This window comes from Actinoplanes sp. NPDC051513, from assembly GCF_044454685.1.
Classification (GTDB): Bacteria; Actinomycetota; Actinomycetes; order Mycobacteriales; family Micromonosporaceae; genus Actinoplanes.
Genome location: NZ_JBITDW010000021.1, coordinates 21,960 through 43,810, shown reverse-complemented (window position 1 = coordinate 43,810; position 21,851 = coordinate 21,960). Strand labels below are relative to the sequence as shown.

Here is a 21,851-nt window from a genome sequence, read left to right as displayed (position 1 = left end):
CCCTTAGTCATTACGATCGCCAGGACAGACCGACCCCGGCGGGAAAACTCATCGCCGGCCGAGCGATGAGTTTCGCGGCGGACCCCGGTCGGTACTCACGAGGAGGTGGCGCGGTGGACACCGAGTTCGTCCAGCAGGCGGATCCCTACCGGCGGGAGCTGCTCGCCCACTGCTACCGGATGCTCGGCTCGGTCTACGACGCCGAAGATCTGGTGCAGGAAACTTATGTACGGGCATGGCGCTCGTACGACCGCTTCGAGGGCCGTTCCTCGATGCGTACGTGGCTGCACCGGATCGCGACGAACGCGTGCCTGAACGCCCTCGAGTCGCGCAGCCGCCGCCCCCTGCCCATCGGCCTCGGCGCGCCCAGCTCCGACCCGGCCGACGCGCTGATCGAGCAGAAAGAGGTCCCCTGGCTCGAGCCGATGCCCGACTCGATGCTCGGCAACGACCCGGCCGGTGTCGTTTCCCAGCGGGAAAGCATCCGCCTGGCGGTCATCGCCGCGATGCAGTACCTGCCCCCGAAGCAGCGCGCCGTGCTGATCCTGCGCGACGTCCTCCAGTGGCCGGCCGCCGAGGTCGGCGAGATGCTCGACCTGACCACCGCTTCGGTCAACAGCGCCCTGCAGCGCGCCCGAGCCCAGCTTCAGCAGGTCACGGTCACCGCCGACGAGGTGGCCGAGCCCAGCGGGGCCGACCAGCGCGCGCTGCTCGACCGTTTCGTGGCCGCTTTCGAGGCCAAGGACATCGCCGCGATGGTCGACATCTTCACCAAGGACGCCGTCTGGGAGATGCCGCCGTTCACCGGCTGGTACGAGGGCCCCGAGACCATCGCCAGGCTGATCGACACCCGCTGCCCCGCCGACGGCCCCGGCGACATGAAACTGGTCCCGACCATGGCGAACGGCCAGTTCGCCTTCGGCCTGTACATGCGCGACGGCGACACGTACCGCCCCTTCAACCTGCCCGTCCTCACCCTGACCGCCGAGGGCGTCAGCCACGTCTCCAGCTTCTTCGACCTGCGCCTGTTCCAGACTTTCGGCCTACCCGCGTCGATCCCGGTCCCATGAACACAGCGCTGCGAGCCGGGGTGGCCGTCCTCGAGCGGTCGGTCGCCTATTTCCTGGGATGCGTCACCCCGGTCTCGGAGCCGCTGTTGATCCGCCCGACCCCGTGCCCGCGCTGGGACCTGCGCGACCTGCTGGAGCACGTGATCGACTCCATGTCCGCCCTCGAGGAGGCCGCCACGCGCGCCGAGGTCGCCTCGACGCCGCCGGCCGACGCCGGCGACGTGATTGCCGTGGTCCGGCAACGCGCGACACTCCTGCTGGGTGCGTGGTCCCAGGCCCGCGGCGCTTTCACCGTACGGGTGGAGCAGGCGCACCTGAGCGCCCCGCTGGTGGCAGGGGCGGGCGCTATAGAGCTGGCGGTCCACGGCTGGGACGTGGCCCAGGCCTGCGGCGAGCACCGCCCGATCCCACCCGACCTGGCCGACGAGCTCCTCGACCTGGCGGTGGTCCTGATCCGCACCGGCGACCGCCCCGGCCGCTTCGCCCGGCCGCTTCCGCTCCCCGCCGGCGCCTCCCCGAGCGACCGCCTGCTGTCCTTCCTGGGCCGGGCCCCCGGCTGAGGCCGAAGCCCCGCCTCAGTCATGAACCAGGCGCTAGGTCACCGCGGCGGCCTCCGGCTGCGTGGCGGCGACGACGGTATTCAGTCGATCGACCAGCTCGATCGGGAGGTCCGGCAGGCCGAGCCCCATGCGTGCGTCGGCAAGGCGGCCCAGGGCGTCGATGCGGGAGACCCCCATCGCGGCGCGCGCCGCCGCCAAGCATTCGAGCTGGGCGGTCGACGCGTCGGCGAATTCGCGCCACTGCGCCGGGCTACGCGGGACGCCGAACAGCTCGGCCGCCGTCCCCATGATCAGCAGGAAGACACCGACGTTTGCCTCGACGTCCGTCAGCGCGGATGCCGCCTTTGCGGCGGCAGAGTCATCGTCCGCGCTCACCTTGGCCGGCCGCCAGTCCGCGAACAACGTGTCCGGCGACATCGCACCCAGGCCGGGGCTGCCTTCGAGTCGGCGCCGTGCTGCCATGAGCCAGACGCTGGGACTTCCGTTGCTGCGAGTGCGACGGATCGCCGCCTCGATCACCTCCGACGCTTCCTCCCGGACGAGCTGAGCCGTCAGGGTCGCCATCGGAAGCGGGTTCCGGTTCGCCCGGCAGAGGTCGACGCAGCGGCGGGCCGCCCGGATCAGGTCCCGCGGCAGTCCGCCGGCGATCACGTGGCAGAGCAGCGAGGCCCACTCGTTGAACAGCGGCGCTCGGCGGCCGATCAGCTGCCACGACTCGGCTGCGGTGAACGGCCGGATCCGCATCACCGTGTCGAACGAGGAGTCGAACACATCGCGCACCGGTACGCCGCGCAGCGCGAAACTGTCCAGGGCGTCCTCGCTCACCGACACCACGAAATGGGTGTCGGTGATGTGGAACAGGTCTTTGAGCCCGTTGACGGCATCGACGGCCTTCTCGGCGGAGGCGATCTTGTCGAGCTCGTCGATCCCGACGAGAACCGGCGGAAAGTTCTGGTAGTCCCGGAGCTTGAGCAGGAAATCGCGGAGATCGCCGACCCGCTCGGGATGGCTGCGCTCGCGCTGATCCAGCCCGACCTGGTCCTCGCTGTCGAGGGTGAAGGCCGGCAGCAGCTTGACCGAGCTCTTGTCCTTAGCCTGCAGGCTCGTCTTCCAGCGCAGCGACCGGAGCTCATCGGACGCCAACTGGATCAGCGGCGTGTCGGCGCCCGCGGGAATTCGCGGAGACCTGGGGACAAACGCGCGGAGATAGACAGCAGCCATGAGATAGAGCCCGATGGCGACAAGCGCTATTCCAGCGGTTCCGAACGCGTTGTTCAGCATCCAGGACGGCGCTTGCCTGCTCCCGAGCAGGACGACGCCCACACCCAAGAGCGCGAGACTGCCGCCGGTCAGGAAGCGAATGAGGTGGCCGTAGCGGGCGGCGCGCCGGTCGAGCATGACCTCGTCGACGTCCCTGCGGCGCAATATCTTCTTGGCGATCTCGGCGTGGATCAGCCGTACGAAGTCCGCGGCCTCGTAGTAGACCGGCGCTTGGATGTAGACGCCGAGAACGCTCTCGCGAGGGGCGGTCAGTCGGGTGATGATGGTGGTCTTTCCGCAACCGCGAGGACCGGCGATTCCGATCGCCGATGTGGAATGGTCGTGCACGAACTGCTCGACCTCATCGACATTCTCCGAGCCGATCACCAGTGGCGCGGTCGTCTCGACGAGGCCGCTGGAGTCCGTCTCGTAGAGCAGGGCGCCGCTGGATTGTTCCTGGCTCACCTGGGTGCTGATCGCGGCGCGGACGAACTCCTGGATGTGAACGCGGATCGCCTCGGTGCGCCGTGCGTGTTTGGTCACGAGGTCGCTGCGGGCGGCCTCGATGAGAGGGGCATAGGTCTGCCGACGGAGCACGGCCAGCAGGACGACCGTGCTGAGCAGGAATCCACCGGCCGCCAGCGTCCAGGTGATGCCGGCCTGCCGGCTCATCCCGAATGCTTGTTGGAAGTCGAGGTAGTGAACGGGCCAGGTCCATCGGAAGAGGGCCCAGAGGCCAACGAGGATCGCGGCGAGCGACAGCAGGCCGAGCAGGAGCCGGAGCCAACCCCAGCGACCTCGGAGAGCGCCCCGCGCCCGGATCAGTTTCTCCAGTGTCGCCCCGGCGTCGACCACGGCCTCGTTCTCGGGCTTGACCGTTTCGCGAATCGAGTCGTGAGCTGCGTTGACCTTTCCACGGAGCCAATCTCGCTGCACCGGTAAGGCGTCGGCGGAGTAGCTCGCCAGCGCTCGTTCGATGGACTCGTCCACGACCTTGCGCGGGACGCTGAAGGGGACGTCGAGAAGGATCGTCTCGGCCATCGATGGCTCCGCCCGCTGAGAAACATGCTGAGAAAGGGAGAACCAACTATCGCAGCGCGCGATCCGGACCCCATCCGTCGTTCGCGTCGACGAGCTGTCTGTACAGCGGATACACCACCCACTGTGAACGATGCCAGGTCAGTTGATGATCGATAGCCTTGCCGGGGTGTGGGAGGGCGTTCCTGATCCTCCTGGTCGGACGCGGTGGGAAGCCTTCGCGGCCCCGGGCCCTGCTGGCCGAGCACAAACGCCTCCGCCGCCTGGGGTGCTCGGCCTGTGGCGACCTCCCGAAGGACCTCCGACGCTGACGCCCGCCCGTGCTACGCGATGGTGGTCTGGCCGGCCAGGCGGGTCGGCGAGGCGCACGCGAAGGCGCGGGGCATGTCGAGAATGACGTGCCGGCTGGCCACCGGCCGGCCGGCGAATGCCAGGGCGCCGTCGATGATGCAGTCGCCGGCGCGGATGCCGGTGATGCAGCCGTCGCGGATCTCGATGAGGACGCCGCGCAAGGTCAGGAGCAGATCGACCTGCACGACGACCGTCGCTATCCGGCGGCTGCGCAGGTACAGCTCGACGCGCGGCTCGTAGCCGACCGACACCTGGTGGTTGATCAGCTCGATCAGCCGGACCGTGTCCGGGTCGCCGGCGGTCTCCTCGGCCGCCCGGACCAGCGCCGCGTATTTCGGCCAGGTCCGATCGAAGATCGCGCCGACGTCCATGTCCAGGATCTCGCCGGCCACGGTGCCCACGTGATCGACGACGGCGTCCTTGGCCGGTTCGGCCATCCGGCCCAGCCCGTCACGGATCTCGCCGGCCGAGTCGGCGGAGCGCAGCGCGCCGGCCAGGGCGCCGGCCGTCTCGCCGGGACTGTCGAAGAACACCGCGCGGATCGGCGCGGCCGGCTGGTCGGCAATGGTCATGAGAGCTCCTCCGGGATCTGCGGAGCGAGGCGGGGGCGGCGGATCAGGACCTGGATGTCCTGGGCGGGCGCCGCGTCCGGGCGCTGGACCAGCAGGGACATCCGCTCGGGCGCGAGCACCGCGACGACGTGCACCGAATCCGGCACCCGGCGATCGTCGTGGGCACCGGCCGGGACGCGGCGGCCGGGGGAATTGGCGACGGGGCGGCGGCTGGTGGGTTCGGCGGCGGCGTGGCCGGTGGGTTGGGCGATGGCGCGGTGACTGGTGGGTTCGGCGATGGCGCGGTGGCCGGTGGATTGGGCGATCGCGCGGCGGGCGGTGGGTTCGGCGATGGCGCGGCCGGTGGATTCGGTGACGGCGCGGCGGCCGGTGGGTTCGGCGACGGGGCGGCGGCGGACCCGGTCGAGGATCGGCTTGCGGACACCACGGACGGCGAACAGCCCGAGCAGCCCGAGCAGCAGCGCGCCGCCGAGCGCCGTCGGCCACAGGACACCGCCCGCAGTGACCAGCCGGCCGGGGCCCTTCGCGTCGCCGGCCGTTCCCGTGCCCGGCTCGTCGCCCGCGGTTCCGGTCCCCGGCTCGTTGCCCGTGGTTCCGGTGCCCGGCTCGTCGCGGGCCGTTCCCGTGCCCGGCTCGTTGCCGGCCGTTTCCGTGGTGGGGTTCTTCGATGCCGGCAGGGGCGGCAGGACGGTGTACGGGATGACGTCGTCGTCCGCCCCCGCCCGCCCGGCGGCGTCGACCGACGCGACGCCCCAGCGCAGCGGCGTCGTGCCCGGCCGGGCGTCCGGGGGCACCGTGGTGCGGACGAACCACCGTTGTGGCGACCGTTGACACGTGTCGCCGGGCGCATGCGGAAAGAACACGATGCAGCCCACGATCTTCACGCCCAGAACCAGGGAGGTGAACTCCAGCGTGACGGTTTCTCCGGGCCGTGCCGCCGGCGGCTGAACGGTCACCGCGAGGTCCGGGCCGGGCAGGCCGCTGGTCCGTTCCTCAGTGGCGGTGAGCACCGGGGCGGGCGCCGCCGCGGCAGCCGTCATCGACGCCGCGCCCAGCGCGAGCGCGACCACGAGTCGGTTCAGAACGCGAGGCATCGAACCCACGGTCCATGGTCGCCCGCCTTTCGGCAGCCAAATCACGGACAGAGCGCGCCGACCGGGGCGATCGGCCGGAATTCGGGCGACCTCAGGCCGTACGGCTGCGCCAGAGCAACCACACGAAGTAGGGCGCCCCGATCAGGGCCGTGACCAGCCCCGCGGCCAGCTGCGTCGGGGCCAGCACCGTGCGCCCGACGGTGTCGGCGACGCTCACGAGCACCGCGCCGAGCCCCACCGCCACCGGCACCGACCGGGCGTGTTTGCCGCCCACCAGCGCCCGCGCGGCGTGCGGGGCGACCAGGCCGACGAAGGGGAGCGCCCCCACCGCGCACGCCGCCGCGGCGGTCAGCACCGCCGCCACCGCGATCGGGTCGCTGCCGTCGGAGCCGCGCAGCGCGAGCACCGGCACCTTCTTGGCGAGCTGGGCGATCACCGTCTCCTGCAGATCGGTGGTGGTGACGACCCGGTCGGGGTCGAGCGCGACGATCGAGTCGAGGCTGGCCTCGCCGCGCCGGCCGACGTCGGGGGTGCTCGCGTCGATCGGGAAGACCGAGTCCCAGACGTTGTAGCCCTTGACGTCCGCCTGGCCGACCGGCTTCACGCCCAGCGCCACGAGGTTCTCGGTGAGGCCCCACTCGAGCGATACCACGTTCTTGGCGGGCGCGTCGAGGTGCACGGTTCCGCGCTCGTCGGTGGGGTCGACCGGGCCCGAGGGCGCGGAGGACGCGGGAGCGGCCGTGCCGGCCGGCTCCTCGGTGGTGCCGCAGGCGGCGAGGAACAACGCGGTGAGCGCGGTCGCCGTCGCGAAGGCGCGGAGTTTCACAGGGGGACCTTTCTGTTGTGCCGGCCGAGCGGCTTGGTGCGGACATGACCGCCCTCGTCGACGTTGACGTCGATCTGCAGGCCGTAGATCTCGGTGAGAAGCGAAGCGGTGAGCACCTCGGCGGGCTCGCCGACCGCCCGGACGACCCCCTGGTGCAGCAGCACGAGCTCGTCGGCGACCGCGGCGGCCTGGTCGAGGTCGTGCAGCACCACGCCGACCGCGGGGCCTCGCCAGGTGAAACCCGTCACCCGCCGCTTCCGGAGACGGCATCTCCGTTTACCATGTGGAGACAGAATCTCCGTTTCGTTGTGGGAGGCAGACAGATATGAAGGTCTTGGTCACGGGCGGCACCGGCTACGTCGCCGGCTGGGTGATCGTGGAACTGCTGCGCCGGGGGTACGACGTACGCGCCACCGTTCGCAGCCTCGACAAGTCGGACGCCGTGCGGACGGCGGTGGCGACCGGGATCGATCCGGCGGAGCGGCTCACCTTCGCGGCCGCCGACCTCACCGGCGACGAGGGCTGGGACGAAGCGGTCGCGGGCGTCGACCACGTCGTGCACGTGGCGTCCCCGCTCAGCGGCGACAGCCTGGTCCCGGCCCGCGACGGCACCCTGCGGGTGCTGCGCGCGGCGACGAAGGCCGGCGTGAAGCGCGTGGTCATGACCTCCGCGGCCAACGCGGCAAGCCCGTCCTCGTACGCGGAGGAGGGCGTCACCGACGAGACCCTCTGGACCGATCCCGCCGACCCCGCGCTGATTCCCTATCGGCGGGCGAAGACCGTCGCCGAGCGCGCGGCCTGGGACTTCATGGCCGCCTACGACGGACCGACCGAGCTCACCACGATCCTGCCCGGCGCGGTCTTCGGGCCGATTCTGAGCACCGGCAACCTCGGCTCGGTGCGGATCGTCGAGCGCCTGCTCACCGGCAAGATGCCCGGCACGCCCCGGATCGGCCTCGAGATCGTCGACGTGCGCGACCTGGCTGACCTGCACGTCCGTGCCATGCTCGCGCCCGAAGCCGCGGGGGAGCGGTTCCTCGGGACCGGCGAGTTCATGTGGATGTCCGAGATGGCGCAGGCGCTGGGCGTGCATCGGCGGCAACTGCCCGATCTCCTCGTACGCGTCATCGCTCTTTTCGATCCGCAGCTGCGCTCGATCACGGTGTCGCTGGGCCGTCGCAACCGCCACAGCACGGCCAAGGCCAAGCGGATCCTCGGCTGGCAGCCCCGCCCCGCGGCGGACACGGTCGTCGGCTGCGCCCGCAGCCTGGTCGCCTGGAAGGTGGTGCCCGATACGATGGCCACCTCATGAGCGTGCGCAGGGACTCGGCCCGGAACCGGGCACGTCTGATCGAGGCGGCGCGCGAGGTCTTCGCCGAGCGCGGCTTCGGGGCGACCCTCGACGACATCGCCCGCCACGCTGGTCTCGGCACCGGCACGGCCTACCGGCATTTCCCCAACAAGCAGGCCCTCGCGGCCGAGGTGCTGGCCGGCGCGACCGAGCAGATCGCGGTCGACGCCCGGGAGTGCCTCGCGATCGACGATCCGTGGGTGGCGCTGGTGACCTTCTTCGAGCGCAACGCCGAGCGGCAGGCGCGCGACCGCGGCCTGTACGAGGCGCTGACCGGCCGCGGCGACGACGAGACCCAGGCTCGCATCTGGCCATCGATCATCTCCACCGTGACCGAGCTCTTCACACGTGCGCAGCGGGCCGGCGCGGTGCGGGCGGACGCGGCGCCGCAGGACATCGCCGCGATCTTCGCCTTCCTCGGCCCCGCGTTCGAGATGAGCCGGCAGGTCGCCCCCGATCTGTGGCGTCGTTACCTGACGCTGATGCTCGACGGCCTGCGCGCGGCCGGCCGCCCGCCCTTGCCCGCGCCGCCGCCTCCGGTAGAAGCCCTGTCCGTCATCATGAAAGCGGGGAAGCGATGACCTTCCAGATAAACCACCCTTTATCGGCCGATGCCAGCTTTGTCGCCGAGGTGACCGATCTGGTGAACGAGGTCTACGCCGTCGCCGAGAAGGGCATGTGGCTCGACGGCACCGACCGCGCCACGCCCGGCGAGATCGCCGGCCTGATCGCCGTCGGTCGGCTCGTGGTGGCACGCGACCCCGGCGGCGAGCTGGTGGGCGCCATGCAGCTGCAGCGCCTGCCCACCGGCGAGGGCGAATTGGGCATGCTGGTGGCTCACCCTCAGCGGCGCGGCGCCGGCATCGGCAAAGACCTAATTTCGTACGGCGAGAGCTGGGCCCGCACGCAGGGGCTCACCACGATGCAGCTCGAGCTGCTGTACCCCAGCACGTGGACCCACCCGGTCAAGAAGTTCCTGTACGACTGGTACACCCGCCTCGGCTACCAGGTGATCGGCGCCGGCGACCTGGCCGACGACTACCCCGAGCTGGTGTCGCGCCTGGCCACCCCCTGCGACTTCCTGATCTTCCACAAGGCACTGTGACCGGTGTGGCTCGGGAAGGTACGAAATGTTCGCGGCACGGATCACCGTACGGGTGCGAACGCTTACCTCCGGTAGGTGTTCTGAGCTGGGCAGACGGCCTACAATGCGGGAGGTCGTCATGAGTTGCCGACATGTGACGGTCCTTGGTGGACATACGCTTGAAGTCGAACCGCCGGTGACATAGAAAGGGCGCCATGACGCACCCCGACGAGGAACTGTCCTCGCAGCTTCAGCCCGACATCCCGCATGCCGCTCGCATGTGGAACTACTGGATGGGCGGCAAGGACAACTTCGCCGCCGACCGGGCCACCGGCGACGCCGTGGCCCAGATCTACCCCGAGATCGCGCTGATGGCGCGGTTCTCCCGGCAGTTCCTCATCCGCGTGGTGCGCTACCTCGCTGTCGAGGCCGGCATCAAGCAGTTCCTCGACGTCGGCACCGGCCTGCCCTCCATGCAGAACACGCACGAGGTGGCCCAGAACATCCACCCCGACGCCAAGATCGTCTACGTGGACAACGACCCGATGGTGCTGGTGCATGCCCGCGCCCTGCTGCGTGGCACCACCGCCGAGGGCATCACGAACTACGTGCCGTCGGATTACCACGACCCCGAGACGATCCTGACCAAGTCCGCCGAGTCGCTCGACTTCAGCAAGCCGATGGCGGTCATGTTCATGGGCGTCATGGGGTACGAGCCCGACCTCGCCGTGATCCGCTCGATCGTCAGCCAGATGATGTCCGCGACCGTACCGGGCAGCCACCTGGTCTTCTGGGACGGCACCAACACCAGCCCCGAGGTCGTCGCGGGCGCCGACCGGCTGGCCGAGATGGGCGGCGTGCCGTACATCCTGCGCAGCCCCGAGGAGCTGGCCACCGTCTTCGACGGACTCGACCTGGTCGACCCGGGCCTCGTGCCGATCACGTCGTGGCGTCCGGAACCGGGCGAGGTCGAGCACATCGACGCGTACGGGGCGGTCGGCCGCAAGTCATGACCGCAGCGGGCGATGGCCCGGACCGCCGAGGCGAGGTTCGGTCGGTGGCCCGGGCGCTCGACATCCTGAGCGCGTTCAGCTCGGTCCATCCGCGGCTGACGCTGTCCGAGCTCGCCGAGGCTGTGGGGATGCCGCGACCCAGCGTTCGCCGCATCGCGGTGACGTTGATCGAGCGCGGCTTCCTGCGGCAGGACCCCGACGGCGCGTACCTGTTGGGCGTCAGGCTCCTGGAATTGGGCAGCCAGGTCTCGGAGAGCTCGGCGATCACACACCGGGCCGGCGCCGCGGCCGACGAGCTGTCCCGCATGACCGGCGAGACGGTGCTGATCGCCGAGGTCGACTGGGAGTCACTTTCCCTGCTGATCATCGGCAAGCGCCAGCCGGTGCAGCCGCCGGCCGCCGCGACCTCGCCGGTCGGCCGGCGGTACCCGCTGACCAGCGGCTGCATCGGCAAGGCAGTGCTGTCCGGGCTGACGCCCGCGAGCGTGGCCACCGTCGTGCCGAAGCTGCGCCTGACGCCGCGCACGGCCACGACCATCGTGGACCCCGCCCTGCTCGCGGCGGAGGTGGCGGCGAGCCGCGACCGCGGGTACGCCATCCAGTCCGGCGAGTTCCTGGTGGGGATGGCGGGCGCCGCCGTACCCGTGCACGTCTCCGGGCGGGTCGTGGGCGCCCTCGCCGTGGTGGGCACGGCGCAGCATTATCCGAGCCCGAAGCTGCACCGCACCGGCCGCCTCGTGCGCAGCATGCTGGCACAGCACCGGCCGGCCTGAAGAACGGCCGGAAGAACGGCCTGACGCAGCGAAACCGTGACGTCGCTGCTGGTCACGCGTTTCGCAGTGCGGAATCGAGCCTCGTTCTGGGGCGATCTTGCTGGCTAACCTCCGCGGGTTCCATCGTGAGCAGGAGGATTCGCCGTGCAGCCCAAGAAACCCGAGAGCCGGCCGGACAACATCGAGTACGAGAACGACGGCGGCGGCACCACGGCCACCCTCGTCGTCGGCGGCCTGATCGTGCTGATGGTCGGCGCGCTGGTTGCCTTGCTCTTCCTCACCTTCAACGGTTGACTGGTCTTCCTCACCTTCAACGGTTGACTGGTCTTCCTCACCTTCAACGGTTGACTGGCGGGCAGAGCTGCACCTCGACCGTGTTGCGGAACCGCACCCCCGGCACGTAGCCGACCACGCCGTCCGTCGTGCGGATCCGGTACCAGCGGGTCGACGAGATCGCGGTCTCGTCGGTGACCCGTTTTCCGTCGGCCACCGCGCACAGCGCGGTGAGCCGGTCGCCGTGCCAGACCCGGCCGACCACCTTGTCCGGGGCCGGCTTGTACGGGTCGCTGAGCACGCCCAGGCTGCATTCGATCGTCCGCAGCGACTGGCACGGCCGTTCGGCGTTGTAGACGGTGATCGTCACGTCGGTGCTCCCGGCCGCCGGCCCGGCCCGCGGACCCCGGTCACGCAGCGTGTACGCGGTGACCGCCGCCCCGCCCACGATGCCGATCACCGCCGCCGCGGCCACCACCACCGTCGACCACCGGCGCGGCACAGGGCGAAATCGGCGCCGGGGCGCCGTTACCCGATCCATGAGGTCGTGCGGCACCGGAATCCGGCTCTCCGCGGCGAGAACCCGGTCACGCACCTCGGCCGCGACCTGCTCGTCACTCATGCGCCGGGGATTCACCATCCACCTCCCCGATTCGCGTCGTCGTTGCGCGCGAGCACGCCGCGCAGCTTGCGCAGGGCCCGCCCGCGGGTGCGGGCGACCGTGCCCCGGTGCACCCCGAGCACCTCGGCCGTCTGGTCCAGCGTGAGACCGTCGACGTCGACGAGCAGGACGATGGCCGCCTGCCGGCCGGTGAGCGTGCCGAGCAGTTGCGTCGCCTCCAGCGAGCTCTCCAGGTCGGCGATCCCGCCGTCCCAGCTGCCGCGCTCCACGTCCGCGGAGAGGACCTGGCGGCGATTCCGCCGCCAGCCGTCGCGCAGGATGTTCAGCATCACCGTGAACGCGTACGCGTACGGCTGCGGATGCCCGATCAGTCGGTCGGGCCGTCCGGCGAGCTTCACGTACGTGTCCTGCAGCGCGTCCTCGGCGGCCTGGCGATCGCCGGAGATCATCGCGGCCCGCCGGTAGAGGCGCGGCAGCAGCTCGCAGAACGTCTCGTCGAATCGGCTCCGGCCGAGCTGCTGAACGGTCTCATCGCGGTCCATGCGTCGCCCCGTGTACCCGAAACACGAAGATCCCCCAGATTTCTTCGCATATCATTCGGCCAACGATAGACGTCGATGCCGCCGGGTGGCGGCGCGCGTCGGACACGCGACACCGCCACCCGCCGGCAAAGAGGTCAGGGCAGGGTCGGGCAGTCGTTGAACTTGGGCCCGGCGTCGCACAGGTAGAGCCCGCCGTCGGTCTCGTTGTCGCCACCGCCCGCGAAGAACACCTCGGGCGTCCAGCCCCAGCGCCCGTTGTCGGCGAGCGTGTACGCCCACCAGTGGTTGCTGTAGCCGGAGTACGTGTAGTTCGAGCGGTAGCGGTCGCCGACGAACCAGTTCGCCGAGCCGCCCTGCACCAGGTAGCCCACCACCGGCGCGCCGTTGCCGAGGTCCGGCGAGGAGTACACGGGCACGTTCGCCTTCCACAGCGGGCAGTACTGCACCCAGTGGCTCGCCCGCGAGACCTGCGGGCGCGCGCACGGCTGGTCGTCGGTGGCCGCCGCCGCGGCCGGCGCGGCGGTTGCCGCGGCCACGCCGGCGGTCACGAGCGCGGCCGTTGTGGCCACAGTGGACAGTCGCTTGATGAGTCGCATGAGCCCCCCAATGACTCGGATTTCCTGGCCGCTGTGGTGCGGCCTCGAGCGGTACACGACTGGGGACCCGAGGATGTATGACACCCGCCCGGAAATTTATTCGAGGGCGATCGCCTCGGCCGGGCACATGGCGGCGGCGCTCTCCACGTCGGGCAGCAGCTCGCCGGGCGGCGACGGGTCGAGCAGGACGACCACGCCGTCCTCTTCGCGCTGGTCGAAGACGTCCGGGGCGAGCATCACGCACTGGCCGGCGCCGCAGCACCTGTCCTGGTCGACGGTCACCTTCATCGGGCCTCCAGCAGGGTGGCGATGGCGTCGACCAGCAGGGCGCCGGTGCGCGGCCACGCTCTGGCGACCGGCGCGTTGCCGTCGGCCAGATCCTGCTCGCGGTCGGCGCAGGTATGGATGATCAGGTGGCGGACCATGCCGGCCCGCACGGCGGCGGACGGTGCGGGGCCGGGCACGAACGACAGGATCTCGTCCATGGTGCGCTGCATGGCCGGCGTCGAGGTCGCCTCGGCCACCGCCACGGTGCGCAGCACCGGATCCACGCTGACCTGGGCGGCGAAGCGGGCGTACCAGCTGGGCACGCCCAGATCGTCGAGGTGCCTGGTCACCGGCAGGACCAAGCAGGCGATCCAGGCACGGGCGGAGGGCGAGCGCTCGGCGCGCGCCAGCATCCGCGCACGCGTCCGGTCCATCGGCACGGCGTGCGCACGGATGATGGCGGCGACCAGGTCGGCCTTGGCGCCGATGTGATAGCCGACCGCCGAGTTGCTGCCCTGCCCGGCCGCCTCGGCGATCTTGCGGGCCGAGACGGCGTGCACGCCACGCTCGGCGAAGAGTCGCTCGGCCGTACGCAACAGAAGGGAGGCAGTCGCCGTCACCATCGCACCGGCAGCTCCTCGAGGCCGCCGACGATCAGACCCTCCCGGCGCCGCAGCTCGCCGGGCTCGACCGCCAGCGAGAGACCGGGCAGACGGTCGAGGAGCACGGCCAGCACCGTCTGCAGCTCGACGCGGGCGAGCGCCTGGCCGAGGCAGGAATGCGGGCCGGCCCCGAACGCGAGGTGCGGGTTGGGGCGGCGGTCGAGCATCATGTCGGCGGCGTCGGCGAACGCGCACGCGTCCCGGTTGGCCGAGCCGAGGTTGGTGATGACCGTGCTGCCGGCCGGGATCGTCTCGTCGCCGAGCGTGACCTGCTCGCTGACGTAGCGCGGGATGCCGAAGTTGGGGTTCGCGTCGAAGCGCAGCGTCTCCTCGACCGCGCTCGGGATCAACCCGCGGTCGGCGAGCAGCCGCTCCCACCGCGACCGGTCGGTCAGCAGCATCGCCACCATCTTGCCGATCATGCTGGCGGTGGTCTCGTGCCCGGCCACCAGCAGGCCCTGCGCGGTCGCGATCAGCTCGAGCTCGCTCATCCGGCCGTCCTCGCTGTCCACGACGACGGTGAGCTCGCTGATCAGGTCGTCGCCGGGATTCTCGCGCTTGGCGCGCACGTGCCCGGCCATGAACGCGCGGAACTCGGCGGCCGCGGTATTGAGCTCGTCCTGCCGGTAGCGGGTCAGGTTGAGCATGGCGTCGGACCAGTGCGAGAAGCGGTCGCGGTACTCCTCGGGCACGCCGAGCAGTTCGCAGATGACGGAGACCGGGAGGGGGAAGCCGAGTGCTGCGATGAGGTCGCCGGGATTGTCCATTTCCGAGAGCAGGCCGTGCGCGATCTCCTCGATGCGCGGGCGCAACTCGTCGACCCGCTTGGCGGTGAACGACCGGCTCATCATCCGCCGCCAGCGGCGATGCCCCTCGCCGCTGGTCATGTCGGAGGCGAAGCCCGGGTCGTTGAAGACGCCGCCGCTCTCCGAGTCGGCCACCTTGGCGGCGCCGGGCTTGGTGAGGTGGTGGGTGAAGCGCGGATCGGCGAGCAGCGTGCGCACGTCGTCGTAGCGGGTCAGCAGCAGCGCCTCGTCGCCGCTGGCCATCCGGATGCGGGAGACCGGGCACTCGGCGCGCAGCCGCTCCCATTCGTCGGGCGGATCCAGCGCGGTGGGTGGCGCGAACGGATAGTCCATGGTGGCAACTTAAGTCAGTTGACTGATCGACATCAATGCCTCTCGATATGAATCGACCGGGCCCGAGGCGGCGCGCCGCCGTGACCGGCGGTCGACGATCAGGAAGAATCCGCAGGTGATCGACACGTCCCTGCTCTCCGAACGCCGGCGGCAGATTCTCGCCGTGATCCAGAAGTCGGCCCTGCGGCACGGCTATTCGCCGTCGACCAGGGAGATCGCCGACGCGGTCGGGCTGGCCGCCTCGTCCGTCTCCCGGCATCTGCGGGCGCTCGAGGACCACGGGCTGTTGCGGCGCGGGCGGGCGACCCGGCCGGTTGACGTACGGATGTTCCTGCAGCCTCTTGATGAAGAGGAGCGAAAGCCGGAGACCGTGAGCGTGCCGGTGCTCGGCGACATCGCGGCCGGCACGCCGATCCTCGCCGAGCAGACCTCCGACGAAGTGCTGTCGCTGCCGCGGGAACTGCTCGGGCGCGGCGCCGACCACTTCGCGCTGCGCGTGCGCGGCGATTCGATGATCGACGCGGCGATCTGCGACGGGGACCTCGTCGTGATCAAGCAGCAGCACGAGGCCTACAACGGCGACATCGTGGCCGCGATGATCGACGACGAGGCCACCGTGAAGGTCTACCGCCGCCGCGGCGGGCACGTGGTGCTGGAGCCGCGCAACCCGGCGTACCCGGACATCGACGGCGACAACGCCGTGATCCTGGGGAAGGTCGTCTCGGTCCTGCGCCGGACCTAGGCTGAAGCTGTGAGCATGTTCTCGGAAGAGCGGTCGGCCGAGGTCGTCGCCGCCAGTTTCGCCGGCACGCCGGACGCCCGGCTGCACGACATCATGACCTCGCTGGTCAAGCACCTGCACGCGTTCGTCAAGGACGTCGAGCTGACCGAGGCCGAGTGGGCCACCGCGATCGACTTCCTGACCCGCACCGGGCAGAAGAGCGACGCGAACCGGCAGGAGTTCATCCTGCTCTCCGACGTGCTGGGCGTCTCGATGCTGGTCGAGACGATCAACCACCGCGCCGGGGGCGGATCGACCGAGTCGACGGTGCTCGGGCCCTTCCACATGGTCGAGTCGCCGCCCCGCGAGCTCGGCGACGAGATCGCTCTCGACGAGAAGGGCACACCGTGCCTCGTGTCGGGCCAGGTCACCGGTCCGGAGGGCGAGGCGCTGCCCGGCGCCGTGGTCGACGTGTGGCAGGCCAACGAGGACGGCTTCTACGACGTGCAGCAGCCCGGCATCCAGCCGCCGGGCAACCTGCGCGGCTTGTTCCGCACCGACGCCGAGGGGCGGTTCTGGTTCCGGTCGGTGGTGCCGCGGTACTACCCGATTCCGGACGACGGGCCGGTGGGCCAGTTGTTGCAGGCCACGAGCCGCCATCCCTACCGGCCGGCGCACCTGCACTTCATCGTCGAAGCCCTCGGCTACCGGCCGGTGACCACGCACGTCTTCGTCGCCGACAGCCCGTACCTCGACTCCGACGCGGTCTTCGGCGTCAAGGAGAGCCTGATCCGCGAGGTCCCGGAGGTGGACGACCCGGAGCGGGCCGCTTCGCTCGGCCTCGACAACCCGTTCCGCACGCTGACCTTCGACATCGTGCTGCAGCGATGAACTTCGTCTACTCGGCCCTGCCGATGCGCGTGGTGTTCGGCGCCGGATCGCTGGAACGCCTGCCCGACGAGATTTCCTTTCTGAAGCTCGAGAAAGTTCTCGTGCTCTGCGGGCCGCGGCAGGAGGCGGTCGGCAAACAGGTCGCCGACGCGCTCGGCGACCGCTGCGCGGGCCTGCTGCCCGAGGCGACCATGCATGTGCCGGTCGAGGTCGCGGCCAGGGCCCGCAAGGTCGCGGCGGAGCTGGGCGCGGACGGCTGCGTCGCGGTGGGCGGCGGGTCGGCCATCGGGCTGGGCAAGGCGGTCGCGCTGGCGCACGGTCTCCCGGTGGTGGCGGTGCCGACCACGTACGCCGGATCGGAGATGACGCCGGTCTGGGGGCTGACCGAGAACGGGGTCAAGCGCACCGGCCGCGACCCGAAGGTGCTGCCGGTGAGCGTCGTCTACGACCCGTCGCTGACCCTGAGCATGCCGGTCGTCCTGGCCGTGACCAGCGGCATCAACGCCGTCGCCCACGCCGCCGAGGGCCTCTACGCCCCCGACGCGTCGCCGATCGTCTCGCTGATGGCCCGCGAGGGCGTCCGCGCGTTGACCGCCGCCCTGCCGGCGATCGTCGCGCGCCCGGACGACCTCGACGCGCGGGCCGGGGCGCTCTACGGCGCGTGGCTGAGCGGCGCGGTCCTCGGCGCCACCACGATGGGCCTGCACCACAAGCTGTGCCACGCGCTCGGCGGCACGCTCAACCTGCCGCACTCCGAGACCCACACGGTCGTGCTGCCGCACGCGCTCGCCTACAACGGCGCCGGGGAGCCTTCTCCGGCAGAGCTCTGGGAGCTGGCGGGCCGGCTCGGCGCGCCCCGGTCGCTGCGCGAGCTCGGCATGGCCGAGGCCGACATCGACCGGATAGCCGGGCAGGTGGCGTCGGCCACGTTCCCCAACCCCCGGCCGGTGACCACCGAGGGTGTACGCGATCTGCTGCGCGCCGCGTGGGCGGGCGCACCACCGGCCGCGTGAACGAACATGTTGACGTGTTGACTGAATCAATATTGATGCGTCAACACGTCAACATGTCAGTCACGATGAGGCCGAGCGATCAGGGCCCCGAGACCGGATCGCCGGGAACGACCTGATCAAGCTCGACGCCCTGTTGCGGCAGATCGACGCCCGGGACCTGTGCTGACCCGCAAGACGCTCGGCGGTTTGCAGACCGACCTGCAGGGCCGGGTGCTCGACGCGGCCGGCGCGCCGATCCCGGGTCGCTACGCGGCCGGCGAGGTGGCCGGCTTCGGCGGGGGCGGCGTGCACGGGTACCGGTCGCTGGGGGGCACCTTCCTCGGCGGCTGCCTGTTCTCGGGGCGTCAGGCGGGCCGGGCGGCCGCGGCGGCGCTCTGAGCTCCCGCAGTGCTTTTCATCCCCGCGATCGCGGCCGCGAACGCCCAGCGTTGACGCTCCTCGCCCGTACCCGAAAAGAGCTCTTCGCGGACCCGGTCGACATGGGGGAAGTCGGCCGGGTCCGCCTCCTTCACCGCCTCGATCTGCTGCTGGCCGGCGGGCTGCTCCTGTCCGCCGTGCTCCGCGGCCGAGGCGGTCGCCATCTGCAACAGCAGGTCGACGCCCCAGGCGGCCGGCCGCGGCGGTACACCATCGGCGAGCAGCATGCCGAGCACCGTGTCGATCAACCGCAGATATCGCGGGCCGGCGGGCCGCAACAGCAGAATCGAGCGGGCCAGGCTGGGATATCGGTTCAACATCATCGTGTACGCGCTCAGCAGGCCGATCGGGTCGTCGTGTTCCGGCAGGTCGCGCAGCAGTTCGTCGAGCAACGCGCCGTGCAGCTCGGCCACGTTCTCGACGTAGACGTAGAGCGAGGCCGGCCCGGTGTCGAGCTCGGCGGCGATGCGGCGCATGGTGACCTTCTCGAGGCCCTCGTCCCGCATGATCCGCAGGGACACGGCGACGACGCCCTCGCGGCTCAGCGGCGGCTTGGCGGGCCGATCACGGCGGCTGACGGGCGCCTTCCTCACATTCCTCACGTCCTTCACGTTGTTTACCGGCTTCACGTTGTTTACCGGCGCGATCGTATGCCTCCCGCTGCGTTCGTGACGAACGTGTTCGGATCGCCCGTCCGGGTGACCCGGTCCTGGCCGGGGGCGGGTGTGCGAGGGTGGTGCCGATGGGGTTTGATGGGTTTCACCCCGGTCGACAGCAAGGTTCTCATGAGACGTCTTCTGCATCTGCTGGCCGCCGCCCCTCTGCTGTTCGCGGCCGCCGCCTGTTCCAACGACGACCCGCCGGTCACCGCCGACGGCCAGGCGACCTGGGTCGTCCCCTCCGGCGCCGCGAGCGAGCCGACGATCCCGTCCAACCGCACGAGCCAGCCGGGCGCGTCCGCGGAAGGTTCGGGCACGGGCGCGACGGCGACGCAGGGCGGCGCCACCCGCTGCCGCACCAAAGACCTCAAGGCGGCCACCGGCGCCGCCGAGTCCATCGCGGGCGTGCTCTACGTGAACCTCGTCTTCACCAACAAATCGGCCAAGCCGTGCACGCTCTCCGGATACCCCACGGTGTCGTGGGTGAGCGCGAAGACCGGCAAGCTGATCAACAAGCCGTTCGCGCCGAGCGCCGGCGAGGCGCTCCCGACGGTGACGGTCCCGTCCAAGCAGTCGGCCCACGCGACGCTCGCCTACCACCACCCCGGCGAGGTCGACCCCACGAAGTGCAAGTCGGTGGCGGTGAAGGGCTACCGCGTCACCCCGCCGCAGGAGACGACTTCGATCTTCGTGAAGGGCGTGACGACCGCCTGCTCGTCCAGCGGCACCAACACCGGCAAGGTGCTGGCAATCGCCACCGGTTCGAAGTAGCCGGACATCATCCGAGGTCGGTGGGTGCGGTGGGTGCGGCCTGTCGCGCCGAGCCGGGGGGATCCCGCAATGTGGCTATCGCTCTCAGCCCGCGGGACTCACTCCCACCTGCTGGCCGTGTCTCCCGGCCGCTGGACGAATGGCCCACAATGCGGGAAATGCGCTGGGGGCGAGGGAATATCCGCCAGCGGTTGATCGAGGGTCGCCAAGGATGATGAGTATCCGTTCGCCGCGAACCGCGACTTGTCAAGATCCCGTGACGTCCCGGCCACCTGCGCGAGCCAAAGGTTGAAGCTGGCGTAGGAGGCGGTGGCACTCACGGTGACCACGCACGGCCCCGGGCCCATGGGCAGCCAGCCCGGCCATCGACTCGCCGCGACGGGCCGCACCCACAGTGACCGCGCACGGCCCCGGCCATGGCAACTCCAGTTCAGCCAGAGGCTTGCCGCGACGGGCCGCACCCACAGTGACCACAGCGCGACCCGGGCCGCGGCAGCCCAACCTGTTCAATCCCGACCCGGCCAAAAGGTGCGAAGTGGTTAATGCCCGGGCCGGGCGCGCCCCGCCCAGCCCGGACACCCCTCTTCACCCAGAGGTCTTGTAGGTGGCGCGATCGAAGTCGGCGTAGCCGCCCTCGGCGCCCAGATCCTGCACCCAGAGTCCCACGAACGCGCCGGTGAAGCCCCATGCTTCCGGCTCGCCGGCCACGACCTTGGCCGCGTACTCGTCGGAGAGCGTGGTGGCGTCGAACGCCGGACCGAGATTGTGCCATTGCGGCTCGGCGGCGTCGGGGTCGGTGGCGTACGCGAAGGTCAGCGCCTCGCCGTCGAGCCTCGTCTTCAGGCCGAGCCGTGCGATGCCGGTCACGTCGACCCGGGCGCCGGGCACCACGCCGATCGTGCCGCTGTCGCAGGCCAGCAGCCCCAGCACCGGGGTGCCGTCGTCCTCGGCGGTCACGTTCAGGAAGTACCAGTTCCTGCTGTTGTAGTACGCGGTGATTCCGGCGAGTTGCCGATAGTTGCGCGGTGCGAACTCCAGCACCGCCTCGAACTCGCTCGAGCGCGCCACCACCCGGCGCGCCACCAGGCTCGGGCGGTGCCGGGCCATCGGGGACTGGCCGCCGGTGACCCGCAGGAACGACGGGCGGCTGGTCAGGTCGATCCAGTCGGGGGTGGCCGGGCGGCGCAGGGTCGACCAGTTCACGCCCAGGGCCGGGGCTTCGAAGTCGTCGGTCTCCTGCCGCTCGGAGGAGACCGGGCGCTCGGGCGGCACGGTGACGCCGAGCGGGGCCGGCACGGTGTCGGCGGGGATGCCGCCGGCGATGCGGGGCCAGCCCTGTTCGGTCCAGGTGACCTCCTGGATCGCCGACTCGCGGCCGAGCACGCAGCGGCCCAGCGGCGTGTACGGCCGGCCGACCAGATGCGCGAGGTACCACTGCCCGGCGGGGGTCTCGACCAGGCTGCCGTGCCCGGCCTTCTGCAGGGTGAGCTCGGGGCGCCCGTTCGAGGTGAGCAGCGGTCCGGCCGGGTCGGCCTCGTACGGCCCCAGGATGTCGCGCGAGCGGGCGACCGTGACCTGGTGCTGCCAGCTCGTCCCGCCCTCGGCGGTGACCAGGTAGTACCAGCCGTCCCTGCGGTAGAGGTTGGGCGCCTCGGTCACCTTCGCCTCGGTGCCCTTGAAGATCGTGTGCTCGTCGCCGGTCAGCTTCCTCGACGCGCGGTCGTACCGCTGGATCGAGATGCCGGCGAAGCGGTTGTGGCCCGGACGGGCGTCGGCGACCATCGACAGCATCCAGGTCGAGCCGTCCTCGTCGTGGAACAGCGAGGCGTCGAAGCCCCGGCCGTGCAGCACCACCGGGTCGGACCACGGCCCCTCGATGCCGGGCGCGGTGACCACGTAGTTCTGCGGGTCCCAGTAGCCGCCGGCGAACGTGGCGACGTCGGTGTAGAGCAGGTAGAACTCGCCGTGCGCGTAGGTGAGGCTGGGCGCCCAGACACCGCCGGAGTCGGCGGTGCCGGTCAGGTCGAGCAGACGCTTCTCGTTGAGCGCGCCGCCGAGCGGCGCCCAGTCGACCAGGTTGGTGGAGTGGTGCAGGCGCACGCCCGGGTACCACTCGAAGGTCGACGTGGCGATGTAGTAGTCGGAGCCCACCCGCAGGATCGACGGGTCGGGGTGGAAGCCGGTCAGCACCGGGTTCTGGATCGCGCGGCCGGTCAGGGTCGCGGTCGCGGCCTCGATGCTTGTCATCTGCGTACCCCTGTTAGTCACGGACCGTAAGTTCCGTGA

General features: G+C 70.7%; 25 protein-coding genes and 1 pseudogene. 13 read left to right on the top strand and 13 right to left on the bottom strand.

Annotated features, from left to right (window positions below):
* The first annotated feature begins 65 nt into the window (after nucleotides 1–65).
* Together ACIA5D_RS39845 and ACIA5D_RS39840 are read left to right on the top strand one after the other, a co-directional pair.
* Nucleotides 66–1,070: a sigma-70 family RNA polymerase sigma factor gene (locus tag ACIA5D_RS39845; RefSeq protein WP_396035698.1), complete on the top strand. Its 1,005-nt coding sequence runs from the start codon at nucleotides 66–68 to the stop codon at nucleotides 1,068–1,070.
* Nucleotides 1,067–1,630, top strand: a complete 564-nt coding sequence (locus ACIA5D_RS39840; protein ID WP_396035697.1) for a TIGR03086 family metal-binding protein — start codon at nucleotides 1,067–1,069, stop codon at nucleotides 1,628–1,630. Before ACIA5D_RS39845 ends, ACIA5D_RS39840 begins: the two co-directional genes overlap by 4 nt.
* A 33-nt stretch (nucleotides 1,631–1,663) precedes the next feature.
* On the opposite strand, the gene ACIA5D_RS39835 is transcribed toward ACIA5D_RS39840, so the two are convergent.
* From ACIA5D_RS39835 to ACIA5D_RS39815, 5 genes are all read right to left on the bottom strand, one after another.
* Entirely contained in the window at nucleotides 1,664–3,931 is a 2,268-nt protein-coding gene (locus ACIA5D_RS39835; RefSeq protein ID WP_396035696.1) for a hypothetical protein, read from the bottom strand.
* Between the two features lie 320 nt (nucleotides 3,932–4,251).
* Nucleotides 4,252–4,851 (bottom strand): hypothetical protein, encoded by a 600-nt coding sequence (locus ACIA5D_RS39830; RefSeq protein WP_396035695.1) that lies wholly within the window; start codon nucleotides 4,849–4,851, stop codon nucleotides 4,252–4,254.
* Entirely contained in the window at nucleotides 4,848–5,945 is a 1,098-nt protein-coding gene (locus ACIA5D_RS39825) for a hypothetical protein (RefSeq protein WP_396035694.1), read from the bottom strand. The genes ACIA5D_RS39830 and ACIA5D_RS39825 overlap by 4 nt, the downstream gene beginning before the upstream one ends.
* 91 nt (nucleotides 5,946–6,036) lie before the next feature.
* Complete coding sequence (locus ACIA5D_RS39820; RefSeq protein ID WP_396035693.1) at nucleotides 6,037–6,771, bottom strand: iron chelate uptake ABC transporter family permease subunit; 735 nt, start codon at nucleotides 6,769–6,771, stop codon at nucleotides 6,037–6,039.
* The gene (locus ACIA5D_RS39815) at nucleotides 6,768–7,019 is read right to left on the bottom strand and encodes a hypothetical protein (RefSeq protein WP_396035692.1); all 252 of its coding nucleotides are present in this window, start codon (nucleotides 7,017–7,019) and stop codon (nucleotides 6,768–6,770) included. Before ACIA5D_RS39815 ends, ACIA5D_RS39820 begins: the two co-directional genes overlap by 4 nt.
* 77 nt (nucleotides 7,020–7,096) lie before the next feature.
* Between ACIA5D_RS39815 and ACIA5D_RS39810 the strand changes: the two genes are divergently transcribed.
* From ACIA5D_RS39810 to ACIA5D_RS39785, 6 genes are all read left to right on the top strand, one after another.
* Nucleotides 7,097–8,083, top strand: a complete 987-nt coding sequence (locus ACIA5D_RS39810) for an NAD-dependent epimerase/dehydratase family protein (RefSeq protein WP_396035691.1) — start codon at nucleotides 7,097–7,099, stop codon at nucleotides 8,081–8,083.
* A complete protein-coding gene (locus tag ACIA5D_RS39805) occupies nucleotides 8,080–8,703 on the top strand; it encodes a TetR family transcriptional regulator (RefSeq protein WP_396035690.1) in 624 nt (207 codons plus the stop codon). Before ACIA5D_RS39810 ends, ACIA5D_RS39805 begins: the two co-directional genes overlap by 4 nt.
* On the top strand, nucleotides 8,700–9,227 hold the full coding sequence (locus ACIA5D_RS39800) for a GNAT family N-acetyltransferase (protein WP_396035689.1): 528 nt from the start codon (nucleotides 8,700–8,702) through the stop codon (nucleotides 9,225–9,227). The genes ACIA5D_RS39805 and ACIA5D_RS39800 overlap by 4 nt, the downstream gene beginning before the upstream one ends.
* A gap of 194 nt (nucleotides 9,228–9,421) precedes the next feature.
* Nucleotides 9,422–10,219 (top strand): SAM-dependent methyltransferase, encoded by a 798-nt coding sequence (locus tag ACIA5D_RS39795; protein WP_396035688.1) that lies wholly within the window; start codon nucleotides 9,422–9,424, stop codon nucleotides 10,217–10,219.
* 44 nt (nucleotides 10,220–10,263) lie between these two features.
* Complete coding sequence (locus ACIA5D_RS39790; protein WP_396035687.1) at nucleotides 10,264–10,992, top strand: IclR family transcriptional regulator; 729 nt, start codon at nucleotides 10,264–10,266, stop codon at nucleotides 10,990–10,992.
* A gap of 144 nt (nucleotides 10,993–11,136) precedes the next feature.
* A complete protein-coding gene (locus ACIA5D_RS39785) occupies nucleotides 11,137–11,286 on the top strand; it encodes a transmembrane domain-containing protein (RefSeq protein ID WP_396035686.1) in 150 nt (49 codons plus the stop codon).
* Nucleotides 11,287–11,329: 43 nt separating this feature from the next.
* On the opposite strand, the gene ACIA5D_RS39780 is transcribed toward ACIA5D_RS39785, so the two are convergent.
* The 6 genes from ACIA5D_RS39780 to ACIA5D_RS39755 all read right to left on the bottom strand — a co-directional run bounded on the left by ACIA5D_RS39780 (nucleotide 11,330) and on the right by ACIA5D_RS39755 (nucleotide 15,093).
* Nucleotides 11,330–11,887: a hypothetical protein gene (locus tag ACIA5D_RS39780; RefSeq protein ID WP_396035685.1), complete on the bottom strand. Its 558-nt coding sequence runs from the start codon at nucleotides 11,885–11,887 to the stop codon at nucleotides 11,330–11,332.
* An 11-nt stretch (nucleotides 11,888–11,898) separates the two neighbouring features.
* Nucleotides 11,899–12,429, bottom strand: coding sequence for an RNA polymerase sigma factor (locus ACIA5D_RS39775; protein WP_396035684.1), 531 nt, complete (start codon nucleotides 12,427–12,429; stop codon nucleotides 11,899–11,901).
* Between the two features lie 134 nt (nucleotides 12,430–12,563).
* On the bottom strand, nucleotides 12,564–13,025 hold the full coding sequence (locus ACIA5D_RS39770) for a hypothetical protein (protein ID WP_396035683.1): 462 nt from the start codon (nucleotides 13,023–13,025) through the stop codon (nucleotides 12,564–12,566).
* A gap of 96 nt (nucleotides 13,026–13,121) precedes the next feature.
* Nucleotides 13,122–13,313, bottom strand: a complete 192-nt coding sequence (locus tag ACIA5D_RS39765) for a ferredoxin (RefSeq protein WP_396035682.1) — start codon at nucleotides 13,311–13,313, stop codon at nucleotides 13,122–13,124.
* Complete coding sequence (locus ACIA5D_RS39760) at nucleotides 13,310–13,915, bottom strand: helix-turn-helix domain-containing protein (protein WP_396035681.1); 606 nt, start codon at nucleotides 13,913–13,915, stop codon at nucleotides 13,310–13,312. Before ACIA5D_RS39760 ends, ACIA5D_RS39765 begins: the two co-directional genes overlap by 4 nt.
* A complete protein-coding gene (locus ACIA5D_RS39755) occupies nucleotides 13,909–15,093 on the bottom strand; it encodes a cytochrome P450 (protein ID WP_396035680.1) in 1,185 nt (394 codons plus the stop codon). The genes ACIA5D_RS39760 and ACIA5D_RS39755 overlap by 7 nt, the downstream gene beginning before the upstream one ends.
* Nucleotides 15,094–15,208: 115 nt before the next feature.
* On the opposite strand from ACIA5D_RS39755, the gene lexA reads away from it, so the two are divergent.
* The 4 genes and pseudogenes from lexA to ACIA5D_RS39735 form a co-directional block, all read left to right on the top strand.
* The gene (gene lexA / locus ACIA5D_RS39750) at nucleotides 15,209–15,835 is read left to right on the top strand and encodes a transcriptional repressor LexA (protein ID WP_396035679.1); all 627 of its coding nucleotides are present in this window, start codon (nucleotides 15,209–15,211) and stop codon (nucleotides 15,833–15,835) included.
* A 15-nt stretch (nucleotides 15,836–15,850) separates the two neighbouring features.
* Nucleotides 15,851–16,705 carry an intradiol ring-cleavage dioxygenase gene (locus tag ACIA5D_RS39745; RefSeq protein ID WP_396035798.1) on the top strand — a complete coding sequence of 285 codons (855 nt, stop codon included), beginning with the start codon at nucleotides 15,851–15,853 and terminating at the stop codon, nucleotides 16,703–16,705.
* Entirely contained in the window at nucleotides 16,702–17,718 is a 1,017-nt protein-coding gene (locus ACIA5D_RS39740) for a maleylacetate reductase (protein WP_396035678.1), read from the top strand. Before ACIA5D_RS39745 ends, ACIA5D_RS39740 begins: the two co-directional genes overlap by 4 nt.
* Before the next feature lie 78 nt (nucleotides 17,719–17,796).
* Nucleotides 17,797–18,096 (top strand): annotated as a pseudogene (locus ACIA5D_RS39735) (FAD-binding protein); the annotation flags it as partial.
* Here the strand turns inward: ACIA5D_RS39735 and ACIA5D_RS39730 are convergent.
* Nucleotides 18,063–18,737: a TetR/AcrR family transcriptional regulator gene (locus ACIA5D_RS39730; RefSeq protein WP_396035677.1), complete on the bottom strand. Its 675-nt coding sequence runs from the start codon at nucleotides 18,735–18,737 to the stop codon at nucleotides 18,063–18,065. The pseudogene ACIA5D_RS39735 and the gene ACIA5D_RS39730 sit on opposite strands and share 34 nt — an antisense overlap.
* A gap of 183 nt (nucleotides 18,738–18,920) precedes the next feature.
* On the opposite strand from ACIA5D_RS39730, the gene ACIA5D_RS39725 reads away from it, so the two are divergent.
* Nucleotides 18,921–19,565 carry a DUF4232 domain-containing protein gene (locus ACIA5D_RS39725; RefSeq protein ID WP_396035676.1) on the top strand — a complete coding sequence of 215 codons (645 nt, stop codon included), beginning with the start codon at nucleotides 18,921–18,923 and terminating at the stop codon, nucleotides 19,563–19,565.
* A 585-nt stretch (nucleotides 19,566–20,150) separates the two neighbouring features.
* Here the strand turns inward: ACIA5D_RS39725 and ACIA5D_RS39720 are convergent.
* A complete protein-coding gene (locus tag ACIA5D_RS39720) occupies nucleotides 20,151–21,812 on the bottom strand; it encodes a glycoside hydrolase family 43 protein (protein ID WP_396035674.1) in 1,662 nt (553 codons plus the stop codon).
* Nucleotides 21,813–21,851 lie beyond the last annotated feature (39 nt).

Bases quoted from the DNA above. Each gene is read 5' to 3' on its own strand.
- ACIA5D_RS39810 (WP_396035691.1), top strand. From the start codon at position 7,097: ATGAAGGTCTTGGTCACGGGCGGCACCGGCTACGTCGCCGGCTGGGTG.
- ACIA5D_RS39720 (WP_396035674.1), bottom strand. From the start codon at position 21,812: ATGACAAGCATCGAGGCCGCGACCGCGACCCTGACCGGCCGCGCGATC.
- ACIA5D_RS39760 (WP_396035681.1), bottom strand. From the start codon at position 13,915: ATGGTGACGGCGACTGCCTCCCTTCTGTTGCGTACGGCCGAGCGACTC.
- ACIA5D_RS39835 (WP_396035696.1), bottom strand. From the start codon at position 3,931: ATGGCCGAGACGATCCTTCTCGACGTCCCCTTCAGCGTCCCGCGCAAG.
- ACIA5D_RS39830 (WP_396035695.1), bottom strand. From the start codon at position 4,851: ATGACCATTGCCGACCAGCCGGCCGCGCCGATCCGCGCGGTGTTCTTC.
- ACIA5D_RS39740 (WP_396035678.1), top strand. From the start codon at position 16,702: ATGAACTTCGTCTACTCGGCCCTGCCGATGCGCGTGGTGTTCGGCGCC.
- ACIA5D_RS39795 (WP_396035688.1), top strand. From the start codon at position 9,422: ATGACGCACCCCGACGAGGAACTGTCCTCGCAGCTTCAGCCCGACATC.
- ACIA5D_RS39840 (WP_396035697.1), top strand. From the start codon at position 1,067: ATGAACACAGCGCTGCGAGCCGGGGTGGCCGTCCTCGAGCGGTCGGTC.
- ACIA5D_RS39800 (WP_396035689.1), top strand. From the start codon at position 8,700: ATGACCTTCCAGATAAACCACCCTTTATCGGCCGATGCCAGCTTTGTC.
- ACIA5D_RS39805 (WP_396035690.1), top strand. From the start codon at position 8,080: ATGAGCGTGCGCAGGGACTCGGCCCGGAACCGGGCACGTCTGATCGAG.
- ACIA5D_RS39780 (WP_396035685.1), bottom strand. From the start codon at position 11,887: ATGAGTGACGAGCAGGTCGCGGCCGAGGTGCGTGACCGGGTTCTCGCC.
- ACIA5D_RS39770 (WP_396035683.1), bottom strand. From the start codon at position 13,025: ATGCGACTCATCAAGCGACTGTCCACTGTGGCCACAACGGCCGCGCTC.
- ACIA5D_RS39725 (WP_396035676.1), top strand. From the start codon at position 18,921: ATGAGACGTCTTCTGCATCTGCTGGCCGCCGCCCCTCTGCTGTTCGCG.
- ACIA5D_RS39825 (WP_396035694.1), bottom strand. From the start codon at position 5,945: ATGCCTCGCGTTCTGAACCGACTCGTGGTCGCGCTCGCGCTGGGCGCG.
- ACIA5D_RS39775 (WP_396035684.1), bottom strand. From the start codon at position 12,429: ATGGACCGCGATGAGACCGTTCAGCAGCTCGGCCGGAGCCGATTCGAC.
- ACIA5D_RS39845 (WP_396035698.1), top strand. From the start codon at position 66: ATGAGTTTCGCGGCGGACCCCGGTCGGTACTCACGAGGAGGTGGCGCG.
- ACIA5D_RS39765 (WP_396035682.1), bottom strand. From the start codon at position 13,313: ATGAAGGTGACCGTCGACCAGGACAGGTGCTGCGGCGCCGGCCAGTGC.
- ACIA5D_RS39755 (WP_396035680.1), bottom strand. From the start codon at position 15,093: ATGGACTATCCGTTCGCGCCACCCACCGCGCTGGATCCGCCCGACGAA.
- ACIA5D_RS39745 (WP_396035798.1), top strand. From the start codon at position 15,851: ATGTTCTCGGAAGAGCGGTCGGCCGAGGTCGTCGCCGCCAGTTTCGCC.